Genomic DNA, 18,012 nt, shown 5'->3' with positions numbered 1-18,012 from the left:
ATAGACTAAGAGGAGGCAATTAATAAATGGCAAAAGTATCGAACACAATGGCAACCGAAGTTAAGCTAGATACCGTCTCAGCGGCCTCTAGTCTGAAAGCTCTGAACAACGCTATTAAAGCAACCACTAATGAATGGAAAGCTAATGAGATTAGTTTGAAGTCTGCAAATGATAGCTTGGGTGCAGCACAAGCTAAATATGAAGGTCTTGGAAAGACCATGCAAGCTTTACAAGCCAAAATTGATAAGTTGAAAGAGCGTCAAGCAAGCCTTGATACTTCAACGACTAAAGGCAGTGATAACTATGCTCGGCTTTCTAAGGATTTAGCTAATGCTGAGAATAAGATGGCGTCCTTAACTGCCCAACAAGGCCGTGCCAAAAAATCAGTAGACTATTATCAATCTGGCTTGGCTGACTTGCAAGAACGGTACAAGTCAATCACGTCAGTCTCCAAGTCTTATGCAGAAGCTTTAGAGAATCAAGGAAATAAAGCCCAAGCTGGTAGGGCTAAGCTTAACGGTCTACGGGAGTCCTACCGTAATCTTTCGGATCAGTTGAAAATCCAGCAAAATGAGTTAGCCAAGCTTAAGACTAGTTCTGGTGGGGCCAGTGAAGCCTACAATAAGCAACTTGTTCGGGTTAATCAAACAACTGCCTCAATGGCCAAACAGAAAACTGAGATCGGCCGATTAGCCGGTAAGTATGGCACCATGAGTAGTAGTATGGCTAAGATGTCAGATGGGGCGGCCAAAGCTAGACACAGGATTGCGAATATTGGTCAAGCATTTAAAGGCGCCGCAATTACGGCCGCAGCCGGTTTGACTAGTTTGGGTGCTGCGACGATTGCTGGTGCCAAAAAGGCCACAAATTTAAACAAGGTGTACCAGGTCAATCAAAATTTGTTAGTTACTTCTGGTGAGAAAGCACGTCAGGCTATTTCCCAAGTCTCTAAGATGCAACGAGATGGCGCTAAATACTCCGTTAAGTATGGGGTAGCACAGCAAGAGATTGCTGAACAGTACCAAGATTTAATCAAGCGTGGTCATACTGGTGCCGAAGCTATCGCCGTTATGAAGTCAGAATTACAAGCTTCCGTGGCTTCCGGAGACGACTTTAAAGATGTCATTAAGGTTTCTTCACAGGCGATTGAAGCCTTCGGCATGAAGACCAATAACACGGCTAAAATGATGAAGAATACAAAACGGGTCGTTAATGATCTGGCGTATGCTTCAGACGTTACCGCTACTGACTTTCATAGCTTAGGTAAAGGTATGGAATACGTTGGGGACACGGCTAAAAATGCCGGCTTCTCAATTGAGCAGACTTCTGCGGCAATGGGGGAGTTGTCTAATCACGGTATGGAAGCTGATAAGGCAGGTACTGGTCTACGTAAGACAATTACTAGCTTGGCTTCCCCAACGAATGCAGCTATGGGCGCTTTGAAAGAAATTGGCATTAAGTCTACCAAAGTTTTCCAAGATGCAAAAGGAAACTTCAAGTCTCTGCCAGCAATCTTCAAAATTATCGAAGACCATACCAAGAAGCTTGGTGGTGCTGATAAAGCAGATGTCTTGAAGCGAATTTTTGGTCAAACCGGTATGCAAGCCGCACAAGTGTTAACTAAGTATGATGGGTCACTTAAAAAGCTAACGAATGATGTTACTGAGGCTGGCAAAAAAGGCGAGTACGTCCAAAAATTGGCCAATAAGAACTCGAATAACGCCAAGATGAACGTAGAGAGATTCAAAATGGCTGGTCAACAGCTTCAAATTATGATGGGTTCTAAGCTATTGCCTGTTATTACTAGAGCGGCTCAAGATATGGCTAAAGCCTTCAATAATAAGGATACCCAGAAGGGACTTACTTGGCTGATTGGTGGCGTAGCTAAACTTGCTAGTGGATTCCTTAAGATTATCGAGTTTGCTTCCAAACACACCAAAACAATCGCTGCCTTTGCCGTTGCCTTTGGTAGTGTTTTAGCCGTTTCGAAGATTGCTCGATTCATTGCCGCAACTACTGAGGCTATCGGAGTAATTAAAAATTTGGTGGTCGTTCAAAAGCTTGTTACATCCGCTCAATGGTTGTTCAATGTAGCCTTGGATGCTAATCCAATTGGTATTGCAGTTGTTGCTATTGGGGCTTTGGCTGCGGGATTTTATGAAGCGTACAAGCACATCAAGCCGTTCAGAGAATGGGTAAATAAGACGGTAAAATCCGTTGTCCACCTTGGTAAATCAATCGGTAAATGGGCTGACCATATTGGTAAATCCGTTAAGAATGGTATCAATGGAATCAGCAGAAATTGGAACAAGTTTAAGTCTAGCTTCAAAAAGTCTTGGGATAAGCACTGGTCAGCAGTTGGTAGCAGTTTGAAGCATTCTTGGAATACTTCTGTGCACAATACTAAATCCTTCTTCGGCTCAATGGGAAGCCACTTCAACAGTTTCAAGAGTAGTTTCTCACACTCCTGGACTAGTCATTGGAATAACATGCGGTCCAAGCTTCATTCATACTGGAACAAGGATTTGAAGCATACCAAGGTATTCGGTATATCTATGGGTACTTGGTTAGGGGCATTCAAGAAGAGTTTTAACAACGGTTGGAAAAGTCTAGTGTCAGGTGTTAAAGGTATTTTTACCGGGTTATGGAAAGACCTTAAAAAGCTGGCTTCAAATGGTATGAACGACATGATTAACATTATCAATTCGGGTATTAACCTGGTTGATGGTGTTATTCATACCTTTGGTGGCAAGAAGAAAGCCATTGGGGATATTGGTCATGTACACTTTGCTACTGGTACTGGTATCTTATCTGGTAACCGTAAGGCAATCACTAAGCCAACCATGGCGGTACTAAACGATGGCAATGATTCTCCTGAGACGGGTAACAAGGAGGCTGTATTCCTTCCCAACGGGCAATCTGGCATTGTACAGGGTAGAAATACCCAAGCCATGTTACCAGCTGGTACAGAGGTTCTGAATGCCTCTGAGACCAAGCTATTCATGGGTATGCAAGGGATTACCCACTTTGCCAAAGGTAGTGGTAACTGGTTCGGTAATTTGATGAGTGGTATCGGTTCAGGTATCGGTGATGTATCTGGCTGGTTAGTCAAGAAGGCAACCGGATTGAAGAAGTTCTTCACGACTGCTGAGAAGATTATTGCTCACCCGATTAAGAGTCTGGATTCAATGTTCAATTACACTAAGGCCGGTGCTGGCGTTGTTGCCGATATTACCAAAGGTATGTTCAATAACGTTAAGAAGCAAGCTGGTAACTGGTGGAGTTCCCTCTGGTCAATGGTTGATTTAGATGGAGACGGTGGAGCAACTGGTTCAGGTACCCGTAAAAAGTTTATTGAAGAAGCCATGAAGCTTTCTAAACGGGCTAATTACAAGTACTCAGAAACCAAAGGACGCTTAGGACCCGACTACTATGACTGTTCCGGGTTGGTATATGAAGCCCTTAAGCACATTGGGGTTACCTTATCTGGTTCAACAACTGTTCCTGAATACAACTCAACCCATTCTGTTAGCTGGGGTAAAGCTGTTCCCGGTGACTTAGCATTCTGGGGCTCCGGTGGTAGTGACCACGTAGGTATTGTTACCTCTACTAATGGTGCTGGTCGGATGTGGAATGCCGAGAACCCAACAGATGGCATTAAATCTGCACCAATCAAAGGATTCATGGGTGGATTTGCCGGATTACGGCGGATTGCTCAGCTGAATGGTGGCAAGGGTGACGACTCCTCTTCTAAGAAGGGAACTGGCAGTACCAAGGGCATTAAGTCTCAAGTTGGTTCAGGCTTCTTCAAGTTTATGTCCAAGTTGGCTGATATGTTTGGGGACAATTCCTCAACTACTGGAAGTTCCGCTAAGCCTACTGGTGACCATATGCATTGGCTTAAGCAAGCAGGTATCCCAACATCTGATTACGGTATGTACAATTACATCATTACCAAGGAATCAGGCTGGAACCCTAAGGCAACCAATCCGGGTACTGGTGCTTATGGACTGCCTCAATCCTTACCAGCTTCTAAGATGGCCCGATCAGGTTCGGACTGGAAGACTAATCCAATCACCCAATTGAAATGGATGAAATGGTACGTCAATGATGGTAATTATCATTCAATCACTCAGGCATACAACCATGAGAAGAGTATTGGCTGGTACGCTAACGGTGGCATATCAAGGGTTGCCCAACTAGCACATATCTCAGAAGGCAATAAGACTGAGTCAATCGTCCCATGGGATATTACCAAACGTGCCCGAGCATACCAGATTATGGACTCAACGATGAAAGAGTTTGCTAAGACGGATAAGCCACAACAATCCACTACCCAAGCAACTCAATCAACCGATTTATCCGAGCTGATTAAGCAAGGTAAAGAGATTATCGGATTGATGGCTGAATTAATATCCGGTCAACAGAACCCTGTACCTGCTGTCGTATCTGCTAATGATGTTTATAACGGATACAATCGCATGAATACAAAAATAAAGTTAAGCAAAAATTTAGGAAGGGGCTATGTAAATGGCATTCAATGATGTTAATACCTTTGATTATGCCTTTGATGAGAATGGTACCGGTGGCTTCAATTCCGACAAGGATTTGGAAGTTCTGGTCAACCATGTATCAAAGCCGATCGCCCCAACGATAACCGAATCCTTCCAAGACGTTCCCGGTAGATACGGGGGCGTTTTTTTAGGCAATAGTTATGGGGAAAAACAGATAGATATTCCGATTACGATGTACCCCACTGATAGGGACGATTACAACCGGATACTGAATAATCTATCGAAGGCTCTAATTAATACCCATGATGACGCCGATACTCAGTACCCGTTACGGTTCAACGACCAGCCAGAGGTAGTCTATTATGGCCACTTTACCGCCATTCCTACCCCCACTTTTATCAATGAAGGGGTACAGGATTGCACCACTACACTTACCTTTATGCTGGCTGATCCACGAGGGTTTCTACCTCAACGAGATATTAAGATCACCAGTAATGAGCAGATTATCAGTCCAGCCGGTAACACTGCTGTTCAACCGGTAATTCACATTATCCCAAAGACTGACCTGTACTACTTTGGTTACACGTTAGGGGACCAGTATGTAGCGGTTGGGTACCATGTTGATGATGGTTCAACGGTTACTGATGCTAACGGTCATGTCACTAGCTTAACGCCTCACCAAGAATTACAGGTACACGATCCATGCAACTCGATGAGTACGTGGTTTCAAGCCGGTCAGGATACCCAAGCAATTAAGGTATATCGTGGGGAAAATGATGGTAAAGCAACCGCTACAGCCTCAGCATTAATGGTTGCCAAGGATAGTAAAGGCCATTACAACTGGGGGACTACTGGCAAGCACAAGGACTTCTACGGTCCCGTTATTATCCACCAAGGTATCCCCAAGATTAGCAATTACTGGAAGGTATCCATGCGGTTCCACCATATCAAGCGGATGGAAAATGAACGGGCCATGGGAAAAGTTGAAGGCTATCTGCTGGACTCTAATGGCAATGTATGTGGACGAATGGGTATTACTGATTATGCAGAAGGTCGGTACCCTCGTGGTTACATTCAACTGGGTAGTTCCTTTAATGCCACCACAGATAGGAACAATTACCTCACCCTTTTGTACAACGAGGGTGGCCACAAAGTTAACGGCTATAATCATCATGATATAAGGGTTCATTTAACTAAGACCGTTAAAGGTAAGACTACCTCCAAAGCTAAGACCGAAGCTAAATCAGCCAGACTGTATCAAGCCACCCTTCAACGAGAATCCTTCAAGGCCGCTACTAAGAAGAAGAAAAAGAAAAAGAAACGTAAAAAGGCAACTAAGAAGGTTACCAAGAAGAAGTCCGGCGGTAAGCGTAAATCTACCAAGGTTTCCAAGCCAAAGGTTAGGACTAAGTCCAAAACTATTACGACTTATGTCATGGAGACCACGTACATGAACAAAGACGCTTATTCTAACTTCTTTGGTGAGTTCTCGCTGGAGCGTCAAAAGAAGACCATTGGTGGCAAGGTTTATGATAATTGGGTGGCTGAGATTAACGAGTTCAATCCTAAAACTGGTGTTGTTTTCTCAAAAAATACTGAGGGTAAGGTTCACATTCATACTGAAAAGTTAGATAAGTCGGGCAAGTTTGGCTTTGCCTTGGCTAACGTAGCCGCAACCTTTATGAAACATGATATTAAGGAAGACTTGGTTAAACCACCAGTTGGATATTATTCTGACTTTGAAACGCTAACCGACCTCAAAATATACACTTCTGATGGATCAGATGACCCCGATGACATTCCCCATGTAATTGCCCACGCCGGTGAAGAAATTATCATTGATTCTGCTGATAACACGGTTACCGTGGCTGGTAGGAATGTTGATAAGTATGTCTCATGGCTATCTACCTTCCCGCCAATTGAAGGTGATGTCAGTCAAGAGATGCACTTTACTCCGGACCCAGCCAACTCAGATATAACGTTGGAGTACAAGCCAGCCATCAAATAGAAAGGAGTTAAGACGTGTGTACGTCATTCTTGATAAAAACCTCAAACGAGTCGCCACCTTAGATACGTCAACTGATACGAATATTTTCTGGGGTGAGACTATTCAGCAACAACTTGCCGATGATAATAGCTCAAACGACAGCATTGCCGAAGCCAGTCTAGCTAATACCTCTGACCCCAACGCTAACAGCAAGTCATGGAATGATACCTTTACCGGTCTCACCATGGTAGCAGACAGTCCAGCGGCTCAATACCTGAAAGTAGGCAATCACTTAGCGGCTTATGACCAAGCGAATGACCGCTGGCGGGTGTACCGGATATATACCGTTGAGGAGACCATGGATACCACCTCTGGAACTAACCTTGTTTCAGCCGATGCCATTAACCTCTTAATCTGGCGATTAGGGAAGACTATTCCCACCAAAAAAGAGATTAAAGAGTGTGCCTTACCGGCCGCTATGAACTGGATTGTTGCTGGTACAGGGATAACACTGGTGGATAATGCAACTTCTGGACTACTTTCAGACTTTTCCATTGATGGTGAGAGTTCTTCTCAAACTTTGCTTCAAACAATCCTGACGACCTACGATTGTGAAGCCGATGGGTACGTAAAATTAGATAGTTCTGGGATTGTGGTTGATACCATTTTGGAATTATCCGACCAACGGGGACAGAATACCGGTAGACGTATCACTTACGGCGACAACATGCTGTCCATTAAACGGGAAACAGTTGATACTACCTTGATTACCAAGTTGTACGTCTATGGTTCCGGTGATACTTCAATCAGTAAAGCTAAGGGTAATGGTGGTCGTAACTTTGTCACTGATGCCTCTGCTAACGCCCTGTACAACAATGATGCCAACACTTGGTTAGAAGGAAGTATTACAAGTTCAACTGTCAGTGAACCTGATGCCTTACTATCGCTGGGATTGAAGACACTCAGACTGTACAATCACCCTCGGGTCAATTATTCCGTTGATGTAACGTCAGATTTTGACGCTCAACTAGGCGATACCATTAAGGTAATCGACCTGACAATGTCCCCAGTACTAACTTTGCAAGCCAGAGTAATCCAACGGACAACTAGTGAGAGTGACCCGACTCAGAATAAGGTAGTGATTGGGGAATTTTCAACGGTTACAGTCGTTACTCCCAATTTCATCAAAAATATGGAACAGCGGTGGAATGACCATGTAAAAAAGCTGTTTGAAGACGCCAAAAAGAACCAAAATGCTGCTAGTATCAGCTTAATTACCCCGCTGGGTCAATCATGGACGAATACTGATACTTCTAAGCGAGTCATTGCAAGGTTGTTCATTGAAGGTGAGAATGTTACGTCATTCTTATCAGCGGCGGCTTTCAACTGGGAATACGTCCAACAAGACGGTACCCATAATCTGACTTGGGAGAGCCAACACTCAAAAGATGGCTATGAAGTCACCATTACTCCCCCATTTGTCGGATCATTAGTCGTATCAATTGACGATGCCTTCGTTAAAACTGAGTCAGAAATGTGGATAGACACCGGGGTTAACCCTGACGGAACCTTCAAGAAGTTGTGGGAGACCACTGATGGTAACCCTGATGAGTTTGGCAATAATCACGTTGGGGCATTGCAATTCTCGTACAAAATGAGTAATGGTGAGGTGCTGGCAAGCTATTCCTACAAAGGAAAGCAAAATCAGTCCAATGTAAGTGATTGCCAATACCTACATTGGGACGCTAATGGCAAGTTACTTAATTCAATGATTGTACAAGGCGGTCAACATGGTTCTTCCTTTGGTTACGATGAAGCCAACAACCTCATCTACTCACAGATTAAGGATTTGAGCGGGGGAAAGAATTGGTTAGCAACCTTCCCATACACGCCTCATGCCGTGATTAATAGTGGGTCTAGCACCGTGACTAAGTGGTGCGAGATGGAGACTTTTGTCCGGCCTAACGTTGACCTTACCAATGGTCTATGGATTGGGAGTCAGATGGACGGAACTGTAGAAGTATGTAATATTTCCGACTTGAAAGCTGGAAATTATTTTCCAACTATCCGATTCAAATTGCAAGACTTTGGTTGGAACCCTGTACCCTCGGGTGTGGCTAACAATGGCAAGTATAATACCATTCAAGCCAATTCAATTGCATATCCATACGCCTTCTTTACTGCTGGGGACGTCAATAACAAGGATGACAGACTAGTAATGTGTATCAATCTCATTACCCAGTCAGTCATTTTTAATTACCAGATTGAACCCAGTCAAGATATTCAATTATCTGTACCGATTGAGTACGGTGGCCACTTTGAACCAGAAGGGATATACCCTGACTTAGCTCATGACCAGTTAATAATTGGCTTCAATGTTAGTGAATACCGAGACGCTGCGCATAACGTCATGATTAGTCACTCTGGATTATGGTCAATCCCAATTGGTATCCGTGACGATAGTAAGGACTTAGCCGTCACTTATCCTGCTGAAGATGAGGGTGAAAACTCCGAGGTAGAACAACCTGTGGTAATCCCTGATGATACTGACGACTCAGATAGTGCTAGTGATGACGATTCTTCTTTCAACATTGATGACGGTGAGACTTATCAGGAGGTGGTCGAAGGATGATTATAGCAACAGGCTCAGTGGATATTAACGAAGCCACCAAGTTAGCCCAAATGGCTTCAAATAGCGCTGATGACTTAGCCGATAAGCTTAAAAACCTCAAAACTTCACTGGATGGCACAATTATCGAATCCACTAGCACACCATTCGATGACGGCAAAGAACACAACGCCGGTGATATGTGGTTGGTAATGAGTGGTGACGTTGCAACTAGTATGTATATCTATTCTGGTGGCAGTTGGGCGCTTAAGAAGTGGGACGTAACAAGCTTGGCGGTTGAATATCTGTCAGCCTTATCAGCCAATTTAGGTAACGTTCAAGCAGGGAATATTAATGGTGTAAATATATCTGGAAGCACCATTAATGGTGGCACGATTACCATTGATTCAGGGATAGATAAGTTCACGATGAGTAATTCTGGCTTTGAAGCCAGTAACATAATTGATGGGAATACAACGGATATCTACGGTGGCATGATTACGCTAGCCAAAGGCAACACCGGAGCTATCACCCTAGACGTTTCAAATGGAATTAATAGCAAAGGATTATCAATTAGCGGGCATACCATAGCCTGTTCTGATAGTGGTGCCTTATACCTAGAACAAAATGGTGGTGGTGGAAGTGTAACAGATATCCATGCCGCTGATGTTTATTCCAACGGCACAAAATTGAAGTCCGCCTTATCTGCTAAGCGAGATGTATCTGAGTACTCCCCAGATGAAGCCTTATCAGCTGTCATGAACACCGATGTCAAAAAATGGAAGTACAAGGATTCCGATAACTCCGCTGATTCTCAACATATTGGACCGATTATTGATGATGTTAATGCGATTGGTAAAAAGTCTGCAAGCATTGCCAACGATATGATCAGCACGGATGAAAACGGAGATTACTTCTTAAACGAGTCCAATACCATTTCCATCTTATTGGCGGCCTTAAAGAAGTCCAACCAACGAATTGATGAACTCAGCTACCGAATTTCACAATTAGAAAGGAAGAACGTTCAATGATTACAAGCTTAGATGTCAAGCAGAACAGCGATAACACCACACACGTTACCTACACGGTCGTTTTTAGTGGTACCAATCACCAAGCCTACGGTAACTTTGATGCTACGGCTGATGAAGCTTCTACAGCCTTCTCTGGGTCAACCAAGGAAGATATGTGGGCTGGATTCAAGAAGTTGGTACTAACCCGGTTGAAAACTGAAGCCACGAATGCCCTAGGAGGCGGTGCAAGTGAGTAAAGAACTGTACTTCACTGATGGTAACAATGAAGTAAAATACCTCGATACCACAGCCAGTTTCAATCTGGCGATTACCCAAGATGGCTCAGCATTTGACTTAACTAATGCCACAGCAATTGATGTAAAGGTTGCCAACGACACCGGTTATGTATTCACTAAGTCGATTGATATGGCTACGATTAAGCAACCATTGGCTGGATTGATTACCATGCCAGTTGATGCTGAGGTTATGAATGCCCTAGTACCCGATGATTACACAATTGAAGTGTGGGTGACCTTATCCAGCCTGATTACCCCGGGTAGTCAAGAAGGCTTAACAGATGACGGTTCAACTACTAATACTACTACCCCAACGACTACGTACAATGCCATCTTCCCAAGTGATGACCCACAAGGATTCACAATTACTGAAAATGTTATGAGTGATTCTGGTGACGTTATCCCGGTTATGAGTTTGGACGAGTTTCAGCAGGAATTCGACCAGCTTAAGACTGACTTAACTAACCAAGTTTCCACATTGCAAGGTCCACAAGGAATTCAGGGTCCACAAGGTATTCAAGGACCGAAAGGTGACAAGGGTGACAAGGGTGATACTGGAGCAAAAGGTGATACTGGACCTCAAGGACCGAAGGGTGACCAAGGGATTCAAGGCCCAAAAGGGGATACCGGTCAAGGACTAGAGATTAAAGGTAAGGTTGACACTACTTCACAACTACCCATAACAGCAAGTGAAGGTGATGGTTACTTAGTTGCCGAAGAACTGTATATCTGGACGAATAACGCGTGGAAAGATTGTGGACAGATTCAGGGACCAGCCGGTAAGGATGGAAAAGATGGAGCAACCGGTCCGCAGGGCCCTCAAGGGCCAGCCGGTAAAGATGGCACGCAAGTGGACCTAAGCAATTATGCAACACAGCAACAGCTTGCAACCAAAGCTGACGATAGCAAAGTTGTCCATACTACTGATACTTCTAACTGGCAAAAACACAAATTAACTGGTGACGATGGCTCCGCTAAACTTGTGGTTGCTAGTGGGGAAGACGTAGATGCCGAACTGAAAACAATTATCGGCACCAAAGATACCGGCAAGCTCTTAGTTGACATTGACGCTAAAAATAATCCAACTGGTCATTCGCTTATTGGAGAATATTTCTGCGATTTTGACGGCTTAGTTACCGGCTACGGGATCGGTCCAGACGGGGCGATGTGGGGCTTCACTTATAACGGTACTACAACCACATGGAAATGGAGTCTAACGGCGAAGGTACCAGGAATCCCGTCACTGACGGCTGAGTACGATGTTAGCAAAAAAGGCTTCGACTACACGATCATAGCACCAAAAAGTGATGGTGGCTCTGAAATCACCGGATACAGTCTGGAGTATCAAAAGCAAGGTGGCACAGACTGGACGAAAGTCGCATTAAATCCCGACAGCCTTACTGGGACGGTTACTGATGGCATTGAAGCTGGAAGCGATTACTTGTTCCGCGTTAATGCTGAAAATGCAGTCGGGTCAAGCGACTACTTTACGGTCAGTGACCCATTGCCAACCGTAGACGGTAACATTTACGGCGTTAGTTGGAATGGCTCCTCATCTGGGGCCTTACAGCGGACCGATGCTGCGGTGGGTCTAAAAGCCGGTATCAATGGCGCTCAAAACGACTTTGATACTCGTGGCCCATGGGGATTAATGGACAAAACCGTTACCGATTCGTATGGCAACGCGTTTGTTCGCGTACCAAAATTCTATATCCGTAAAACCCAAAATAAACCATCAAGTACTTGGCAAGTTTCGTTGGTTAAGCAAGGCGATGACTGGTATCTACCAAACTGCTTCTATGATTTTGACACTAATAAAGAGCTAGACTATGTCGATGTTTCCCGATACGAAGGATCGATCGTTTCAGGCAAATTACAGTCAAAAACTGGAGCTACGCCAACAGCTAACCAAACCATTGTTGAGCTAAGAAGTTCAGCAGTTGCTAATAACACAAATGGTAAGAAGGGCTATCACTTGTGGGACGTGCATACACTAGACGCCTTGCAAGTTATGTTCACGATTGAATTCGCTACTCTCGATTCCCAGTCAATTATGAAGGGGGTTACTGATAACGTACTGTCTGGCGCAGAAGTTGCTGGCGCCGCTGACGGTGTTAAGGGATCATCCGGCAACGTTAACCATAGTAATGGCTATGGATCAATGACTTACCGCGGGATTGAAAATCTCTATGGCAACTTGGCAATGTGGACAGACGGCTTAAACATTAGTAACTTGTCTCTATACTCGTGTGATGACGCAACCAAGTATGTTTCGGATACGTTTACGTATCCGTACTACAAAGTTAACTATCCACTAATTGATTCAAATAATACAAATATTACTGGCCTTGGATTTGATAAGGAGCACCCTGGAGTAACGGCGCCAACTTCTTTCAATAGTGCTTCATACAATACTTACTATCATGACTATGGCAGTGCTGTTGGCAGTGGTAACTATGTGGTCAACACTGGTGGCGGCTGGGATTGGGACGCTGGCCGCTCCGGTCTTTGGTTCTGGCATGGCAGCGGCTCGTCGTCTTACGCGGACTCCGATGTCGGCTCTCGCCTCCTTAAGAAGGCTTTGTAAGGGGGACTGGGGGATTTCTCCCCCAGGACTTTTGGGATTGTTGATGCAGGCAGCTGGAATTGGGACGCTGGCAACTCCGGTCTTTGGTACTGGAATGGCAACAACTCGTCGACTAACGCGAACTCCGATGTCGGCTCTCGCCTCCATATTAACTGAAACATGGCAAACACAAGTAACGCATCAACGACTCCGTACCGCTTGGTAAAAATTCGCCGCTACAAAGCAGGGGCTAGTAAGTAAATTGAAAGTTCTTGAGGTTAATAAGTCATTTAAATTCAGAAGGAAGTGATTGATTGAAACGCTATGGTAATTTGATCCATGATATTGCAGATCCGGAAACCATTAAGTTAGCACTGCACCAGGCGGCCATCGGGAAACGGCACCTAAAGTCGGTGAGCCGAAGACTCAACCATGAAGAAGAAACGATTCAGCAGATCCAGTGTTTATTGCTGTCGGGTGAATTCAAGCCGGCCAAAGTCAAAACATGGACGACCCATGATCGGGACAAGGACCGTCAAATCACCACAACCCCGTTTTTCCCGGACCAAATTATTCACTGGTCGATTATGTTGGTGCTGCAACCAATCTTTTTAAAAAGTATGTATGAGTACAATCTGGCCACCGTTCCCGGCCGTGGGATGGCTCAGGGGCGCAAGGTGATCCCAAAGTGGTTACAGAACGACCCCAAACGTACCAAGTATTGTCTCAAGATGGATATTCACCACTTTTACGCTTCAATCAACACGGACATTCTGAAACTAAAACTGAAACACCGTTTTAAAGATCCGCAAGTTTTACGACTATTGGGGGCGATTATTGACTCATACTCACCGGGATTACCACTAGGGTTGTATACTTCGCAATGGCTGGCCAACTTTTATCTGGAGGATTTTGATCATCAGGTAAAAAACGACTGGCGGGTACTGTACTACGTCAGATATATGGACGACCTAGTCATGTTGAGTGGTAACAAAAAGAAGTTGCATCGAGCCCGTGACCAGATGGATGCCTATCTTAAATCCGAAGGACTAGTCATCAAGCCTAACTGGCAGCTTTTTCGAGTTGACAGTCGACCGATTGACTTTCTGGGCTATCGGTTTTACCGAGACCATGTCACTTTACGCCGTAATTTAGCTCTCCGGATTCGTCGGAAGGCCGCCAAAGTTGGGCGTAAAGACCGCCTAACGTATCATGATGCGGCCAGTATGATTAGCTACTGGGGCTGGCTAAAGCACACCAACTCATATGGCTTCTATCATAAGTATGTTAAACCCAACTGTTCGATAAAAAAAGCAAAGGAGATTGTCAAGCATGAAAACAATTTACGCAACCGCAGCAGATGATAAGCCGGACAGTTATGCCGTGTACGCCTTAGATCCAGTGCCCTACGGGGCAGACAAATATATCGGTTGGAAGATGGTCAAGATGAAGCAAACGCCGGCCCTAGATGATAATGGCAAACAAATCATAGGTTCGGACGGTAATCCACAAATGTTGTGTGTGGATGATCCAGACGCCGAAGTAACTTATGACCCGCATACTCAAGTGCTTAAACAGGTTGACACCATCAGTGACCAAAACGTTCAATACAAAAAGCTTCTAGGCCAGACCGCTCAGGCGGCCGCTAAAATTGGTGGTTCCCAAGCACAGCTAAAAGTAACGGTTGACAAAGCTAATAAGGCAATGGCAAAAATTGGTGGCCAACTGGCGCAATTACAAGTGGCTGCTAAAAGCACTGATACAGCTGCAACTAATTAGGAGGTAATCATAATGGACTTTGATACAATTTCATTTTTCTACGGACTCGGTTACTTATATCCAAATATTGAATGGTATGTCGAACATGGATTCATTAATTCCGATCAATACAAGCAGATCACTGGCAAAGCATATGTAGCACCAACAACTCAATCAACGACAACAAGCACCACTAACTAGCGTCACTCAGCCAGTTAGTCAGTGCTTTTAATTTACCCAAAATTAGGAGGAATATTATGTTCAAAGAAATTACAGATGTGTTCAACTGGCTTAATAATGTGGGAGTATTTGCCTTCTTAATGGTATTAATTCCCGCCGTGTACCAGTTGGTTAAGCCACTCTTAACTCACAAGGTACAGACGGAGAAGAACGTTCACGTTAAGCAAGGTTTAGAAGTTGGCTTAAACTTGGCTAATACCATCGTCCCAGAAATGGCAGTCATGGCTGGCTTATCCTTATCTGACCGGAAGCAGGAAGCAATCCGCTTCGTCAACGCTCAATTAACGGCCAATGGTTTCAACCTAGATGTTCAAACAATCTCAGGACTGGTTGAGAAGGCTTACCAAGCTTACAAGGTAGCCGGTGGGGATAATCATGCCCCAGTAGTTACCCCGGCACCAACGGAGGTCATTGCCCCATCAGAAGGGACTGATAGCAATGACTAAGAAAATTGTTGACCTATCATCGTACCAATCTGATTCTCTGGCCTACCTGAAACAACTCAAAGGTTGGGGCGCTGATGGGATTATGGTCAAGCTAACAGAAGGTACTGGATATCTCAGTCCCAAGGCTGGTAACCAGATTGCTAATGGATTCAAAGTATTTGATACCGTTGGGGTTTACCATTTCTTCCATGGTCGGGGAACGGCTGAAGCTCAATACTTTCTGGCTTGGGTGAAGAAAATGGGCTTAGATAAGTCCACGGTATTAGCCATTGATGTTGAAGCACCCGACTTACCCTATTCAACGACCAGCCAGGTTAACGTATTCCTTCGATACCTGATTAGTCACGGGTATAAGAATGTGATTACGTACGGTTCAGGTAGCTGGTTCAATGCTGGCCGGATTAATCGTTACCAGTTAGTTGATAAAGCAATCTGGGTAGCAGCCTATAATAATTATGGGCCAGGAGTAAACGACGCCAATGCCTGGCAAAATACCGATAATTGGAATGGGCATGGGGTGGATTGCAGCCATGATTTTGATGGTAAGCTTTCAGGTAAGGCTACCAAGGCAACGCCTAAGAAAGCCTCATACTGGGCTGATAACGGCCTGTACGAGGTGATTACCAGTGAGGTTAACGTGTATGGTAAGCCAGCCTTAGACAAGGCTAATAAGCGCCGTATTCACTTCTCCAAGGGAAGTACAATCTATGGTAAGGCTGTTAAATACGGTAAGGTGTACCGGATTAAGACGGACGTTGGTTACATCTCAGCTAACAAGGACTACGTGAAGCTGGTTAGAAAGTCGGGTGGCAAGCAATGACCTTTGATCGCTGGATCGAACTAGTCACCTTGGCTTTGGCCATAGTCGCGGGTATCTATGCAGCTTTGATGGTCATTATGAAGCCGTTTACCGAACAGCTGAAAGAGATCGCTAGAAGCATGGAGCATAGCAGCCAGCGAATTGAGCGGCTGTTTGATTCGCAAAATACGCTGCGTGAAGATTTAATTACTAGCAGAAGCGAGCATAAAGTTATCAACGAACGCTTAGACAATGTCGAAGGCGATGTACGTGAATTAAAAAATAAATAGTGCTACAAAATTGGCACAACTAAAAGGCCACTCATCTCATTACGAGGTGGGTGGCTTTTTTTGTGTGCATTCTGCTTCATTTAAACGGACAAGTATACGTCTAAAAGCTGAACGTGTTGTCTGAGAGCACGTAAGCATGGATAAAATAATAAAAAATAAATAATTTATTTTTTATTATTTATTATTAAATTCGTCTGAATTGATTGCGAACTTTAGCATAGAGTCTATGACATCAACTATCTTGGATTCTTGTCGATAGGCAATGTCTTTTACTTGCTTGTAAGTGGTTTCTCGGACTTGCACTGGACGAGTGCTTTCTTTTTTTTGCTTAAATGGGCTTTCGTTATCGCCTAGTTGTTGGTTAGCCTGCTTTGCTAACTTGCCTAAAAAGTCATTAGCCATTTTCCATTTCTCCAATCCGCTTTAATTGTTCTTTTAGTACCATATCGTACATTCCAATTGCTCGTTTATCCCAATGGTCTTCATTCTTAATTCCTTCATTTGAAAAAAGCTTAACTCGCTCTTGTTGCCAAATTCTGTTAGCAAATACAGCATCTCCAAATGAATCTACGGCGGCTTGCGTTATTTCTTTATCAACTTTGGCGTCCTTTTTAACGAGATAAAGAATAACACCGGCAACGTTAAATGATGCTTGATAATCGCTCTTTAATTGAAACATGTACTGAGCAGTTTTAAGAACGGATGTGTAAGCTTGTTTTTGAGTTTGTAATACTAATGATATATAGTCACTGGCTAAGATGGCGTTGTTAGTAAAAATTGAAAGTGTTGGTGGAACATCGATGATAATGTAATCAAATTGTTCCTTAAATTTTTTAATCAGCTCGCTTAGTATAAGCATGCGATCATGAGATTTAATCTTTTCAGCTTTACCAGGCCATAAGCTTAGTTCCCAATCAGCTGGAATTATTGAAATATTATCAGTCAGAGCAACTACTGATTTGCTTAGATCAAAATTTAGAAGCCCGTTATAAAGAGATACAGTTGGTTCGATTTCTTTGTTAAAAGTAGCTTTCATAATTTCAGTTGCGTTAGCCTGCGGATCAAGGTCAATTAGCAAAACCTTGTTTTTATTAGAGCCTAATAAATATGTGTTCATGACGCTCAATGTGGTCTTACCTACGCCACCTTTAAAGTTGAAATGTAATAACGTTTTAGCGCTCATAGCATATCCTCCTAATAAGATTAGAATAACACAAGCACGGAGTAATTTAAAATAAATAATAAGTAATTTAAAATAAATAATTTATTATTTATAATTTATTATAAAGTTGACAAGCCACAGCTTAAGGGTTACTCTTACTGCATAGAGGTTGCTAAGCAAAGAGACTATTAAAATACATACAAAAAAACACCCACCGACGGTAATCGGTGAGCGCCACAAAAGTAATTTAATTAATGATTATTATATCATGGCCGGTGCGATTTTTAAAGCCCTAGGGGACAAGCTGGGGTCTAAATCCAAGGGGACACGTTTGCC

At 43.8% G+C, this 18,012-nt stretch carries 14 protein-coding genes; 12 read left to right on the top strand and 2 right to left on the bottom strand.

Annotation, left to right across the window (positions count from 1 at the left end; genetic code table 11):
- The first annotated feature begins 26 nt into the window (after nt 1-26).
- The 12 genes from JUF13_RS12175 (at nt 27) to JUF13_RS12115 (ending at nt 16,514) form a co-directional block, all read left to right on the top strand.
- A complete protein-coding gene (locus tag JUF13_RS12175; protein ID WP_203639892.1) occupies nt 27-4,544 on the top strand; it encodes a phage tail tape measure protein in 4,518 nt (1,505 codons plus the stop codon).
- Entirely contained in the window at nt 4,531-6,522 is a 1,992-nt protein-coding gene (locus JUF13_RS14460; protein WP_236002699.1) for a distal tail protein Dit, read from the top strand. The genes JUF13_RS12175 and JUF13_RS14460 overlap by 14 nt, the downstream gene beginning before the upstream one ends.
- A gap of 16 nt (nt 6,523-6,538) precedes the next feature.
- A complete protein-coding gene (locus tag JUF13_RS12160; RefSeq protein ID WP_203639891.1) occupies nt 6,539-9,133 on the top strand; it encodes a phage tail spike protein in 2,595 nt (864 codons plus the stop codon).
- Nucleotides 9,130-10,140: a tail fiber domain-containing protein gene (locus JUF13_RS12155; protein ID WP_203639890.1), complete on the top strand. Its 1,011-nt coding sequence runs from the start codon at nt 9,130-9,132 to the stop codon at nt 10,138-10,140. Before JUF13_RS12160 ends, JUF13_RS12155 begins: the two co-directional genes overlap by 4 nt.
- Nucleotides 10,137-10,376 carry a hypothetical protein gene (locus tag JUF13_RS12150; protein ID WP_203639889.1) on the top strand — a complete coding sequence of 80 codons (240 nt, stop codon included), beginning with the start codon at nt 10,137-10,139 and terminating at the stop codon, nt 10,374-10,376. Before JUF13_RS12155 ends, JUF13_RS12150 begins: the two co-directional genes overlap by 4 nt.
- Nucleotides 10,369-13,002, top strand: a complete 2,634-nt coding sequence (locus tag JUF13_RS12145) for a fibronectin type III domain-containing protein (RefSeq protein ID WP_203639888.1) — start codon at nt 10,369-10,371, stop codon at nt 13,000-13,002. The genes JUF13_RS12150 and JUF13_RS12145 overlap by 8 nt, the downstream gene beginning before the upstream one ends.
- A gap of 293 nt (nt 13,003-13,295) precedes the next feature.
- A complete protein-coding gene (locus tag JUF13_RS12140) occupies nt 13,296-14,345 on the top strand; it encodes an RNA-directed DNA polymerase (protein ID WP_203639887.1) in 1,050 nt (349 codons plus the stop codon).
- Nucleotides 14,314-14,760: a hypothetical protein gene (locus JUF13_RS12135; RefSeq protein ID WP_203639886.1), complete on the top strand. Its 447-nt coding sequence runs from the start codon at nt 14,314-14,316 to the stop codon at nt 14,758-14,760. Before JUF13_RS12140 ends, JUF13_RS12135 begins: the two co-directional genes overlap by 32 nt.
- Nucleotides 14,761-14,772: 12 nt before the next feature.
- Complete coding sequence (locus JUF13_RS12130) at nt 14,773-14,940, top strand: XkdX family protein (protein ID WP_203639885.1); 168 nt, start codon at nt 14,773-14,775, stop codon at nt 14,938-14,940.
- 56 nt (nt 14,941-14,996) lie between these two features.
- Nucleotides 14,997-15,425 (top strand): hypothetical protein, encoded by a 429-nt coding sequence (locus JUF13_RS12125; RefSeq protein ID WP_203639884.1) that lies wholly within the window; start codon nt 14,997-14,999, stop codon nt 15,423-15,425.
- The gene (locus JUF13_RS12120) at nt 15,418-16,245 is read left to right on the top strand and encodes a GH25 family lysozyme (RefSeq protein ID WP_203639883.1); all 828 of its coding nucleotides are present in this window, start codon (nt 15,418-15,420) and stop codon (nt 16,243-16,245) included. The genes JUF13_RS12125 and JUF13_RS12120 overlap by 8 nt, the downstream gene beginning before the upstream one ends.
- The gene (locus JUF13_RS12115; protein WP_203639882.1) at nt 16,242-16,514 is read left to right on the top strand and encodes a hypothetical protein; all 273 of its coding nucleotides are present in this window, start codon (nt 16,242-16,244) and stop codon (nt 16,512-16,514) included. Before JUF13_RS12120 ends, JUF13_RS12115 begins: the two co-directional genes overlap by 4 nt.
- Nucleotides 16,515-16,688: 174 nt before the next feature.
- Here JUF13_RS12115 and JUF13_RS12110 read toward each other — a convergent pair whose 3' ends face one another.
- Complete coding sequence (locus JUF13_RS12110) at nt 16,689-16,916, bottom strand: hypothetical protein (RefSeq protein ID WP_047021337.1); 228 nt, start codon at nt 16,914-16,916, stop codon at nt 16,689-16,691.
- Nucleotides 16,909-17,697: a ParA family protein gene (locus tag JUF13_RS12105; RefSeq protein WP_047021336.1), complete on the bottom strand. Its 789-nt coding sequence runs from the start codon at nt 17,695-17,697 to the stop codon at nt 16,909-16,911. The genes JUF13_RS12110 and JUF13_RS12105 overlap by 8 nt, the downstream gene beginning before the upstream one ends.
- Between the last annotated feature and the right edge of the window lie 315 nt (nt 17,698-18,012).

It is taken from the genome of Levilactobacillus wangkuiensis (assembly GCF_016861605.1).
In the GTDB taxonomy this organism is placed as follows: domain Bacteria; phylum Bacillota; class Bacilli; order Lactobacillales; family Lactobacillaceae; genus Levilactobacillus; species Levilactobacillus wangkuiensis.
Note: the sequence above shows the minus strand (reverse complement) of the source record. Positions and strands in the feature narration are given on the sequence as shown.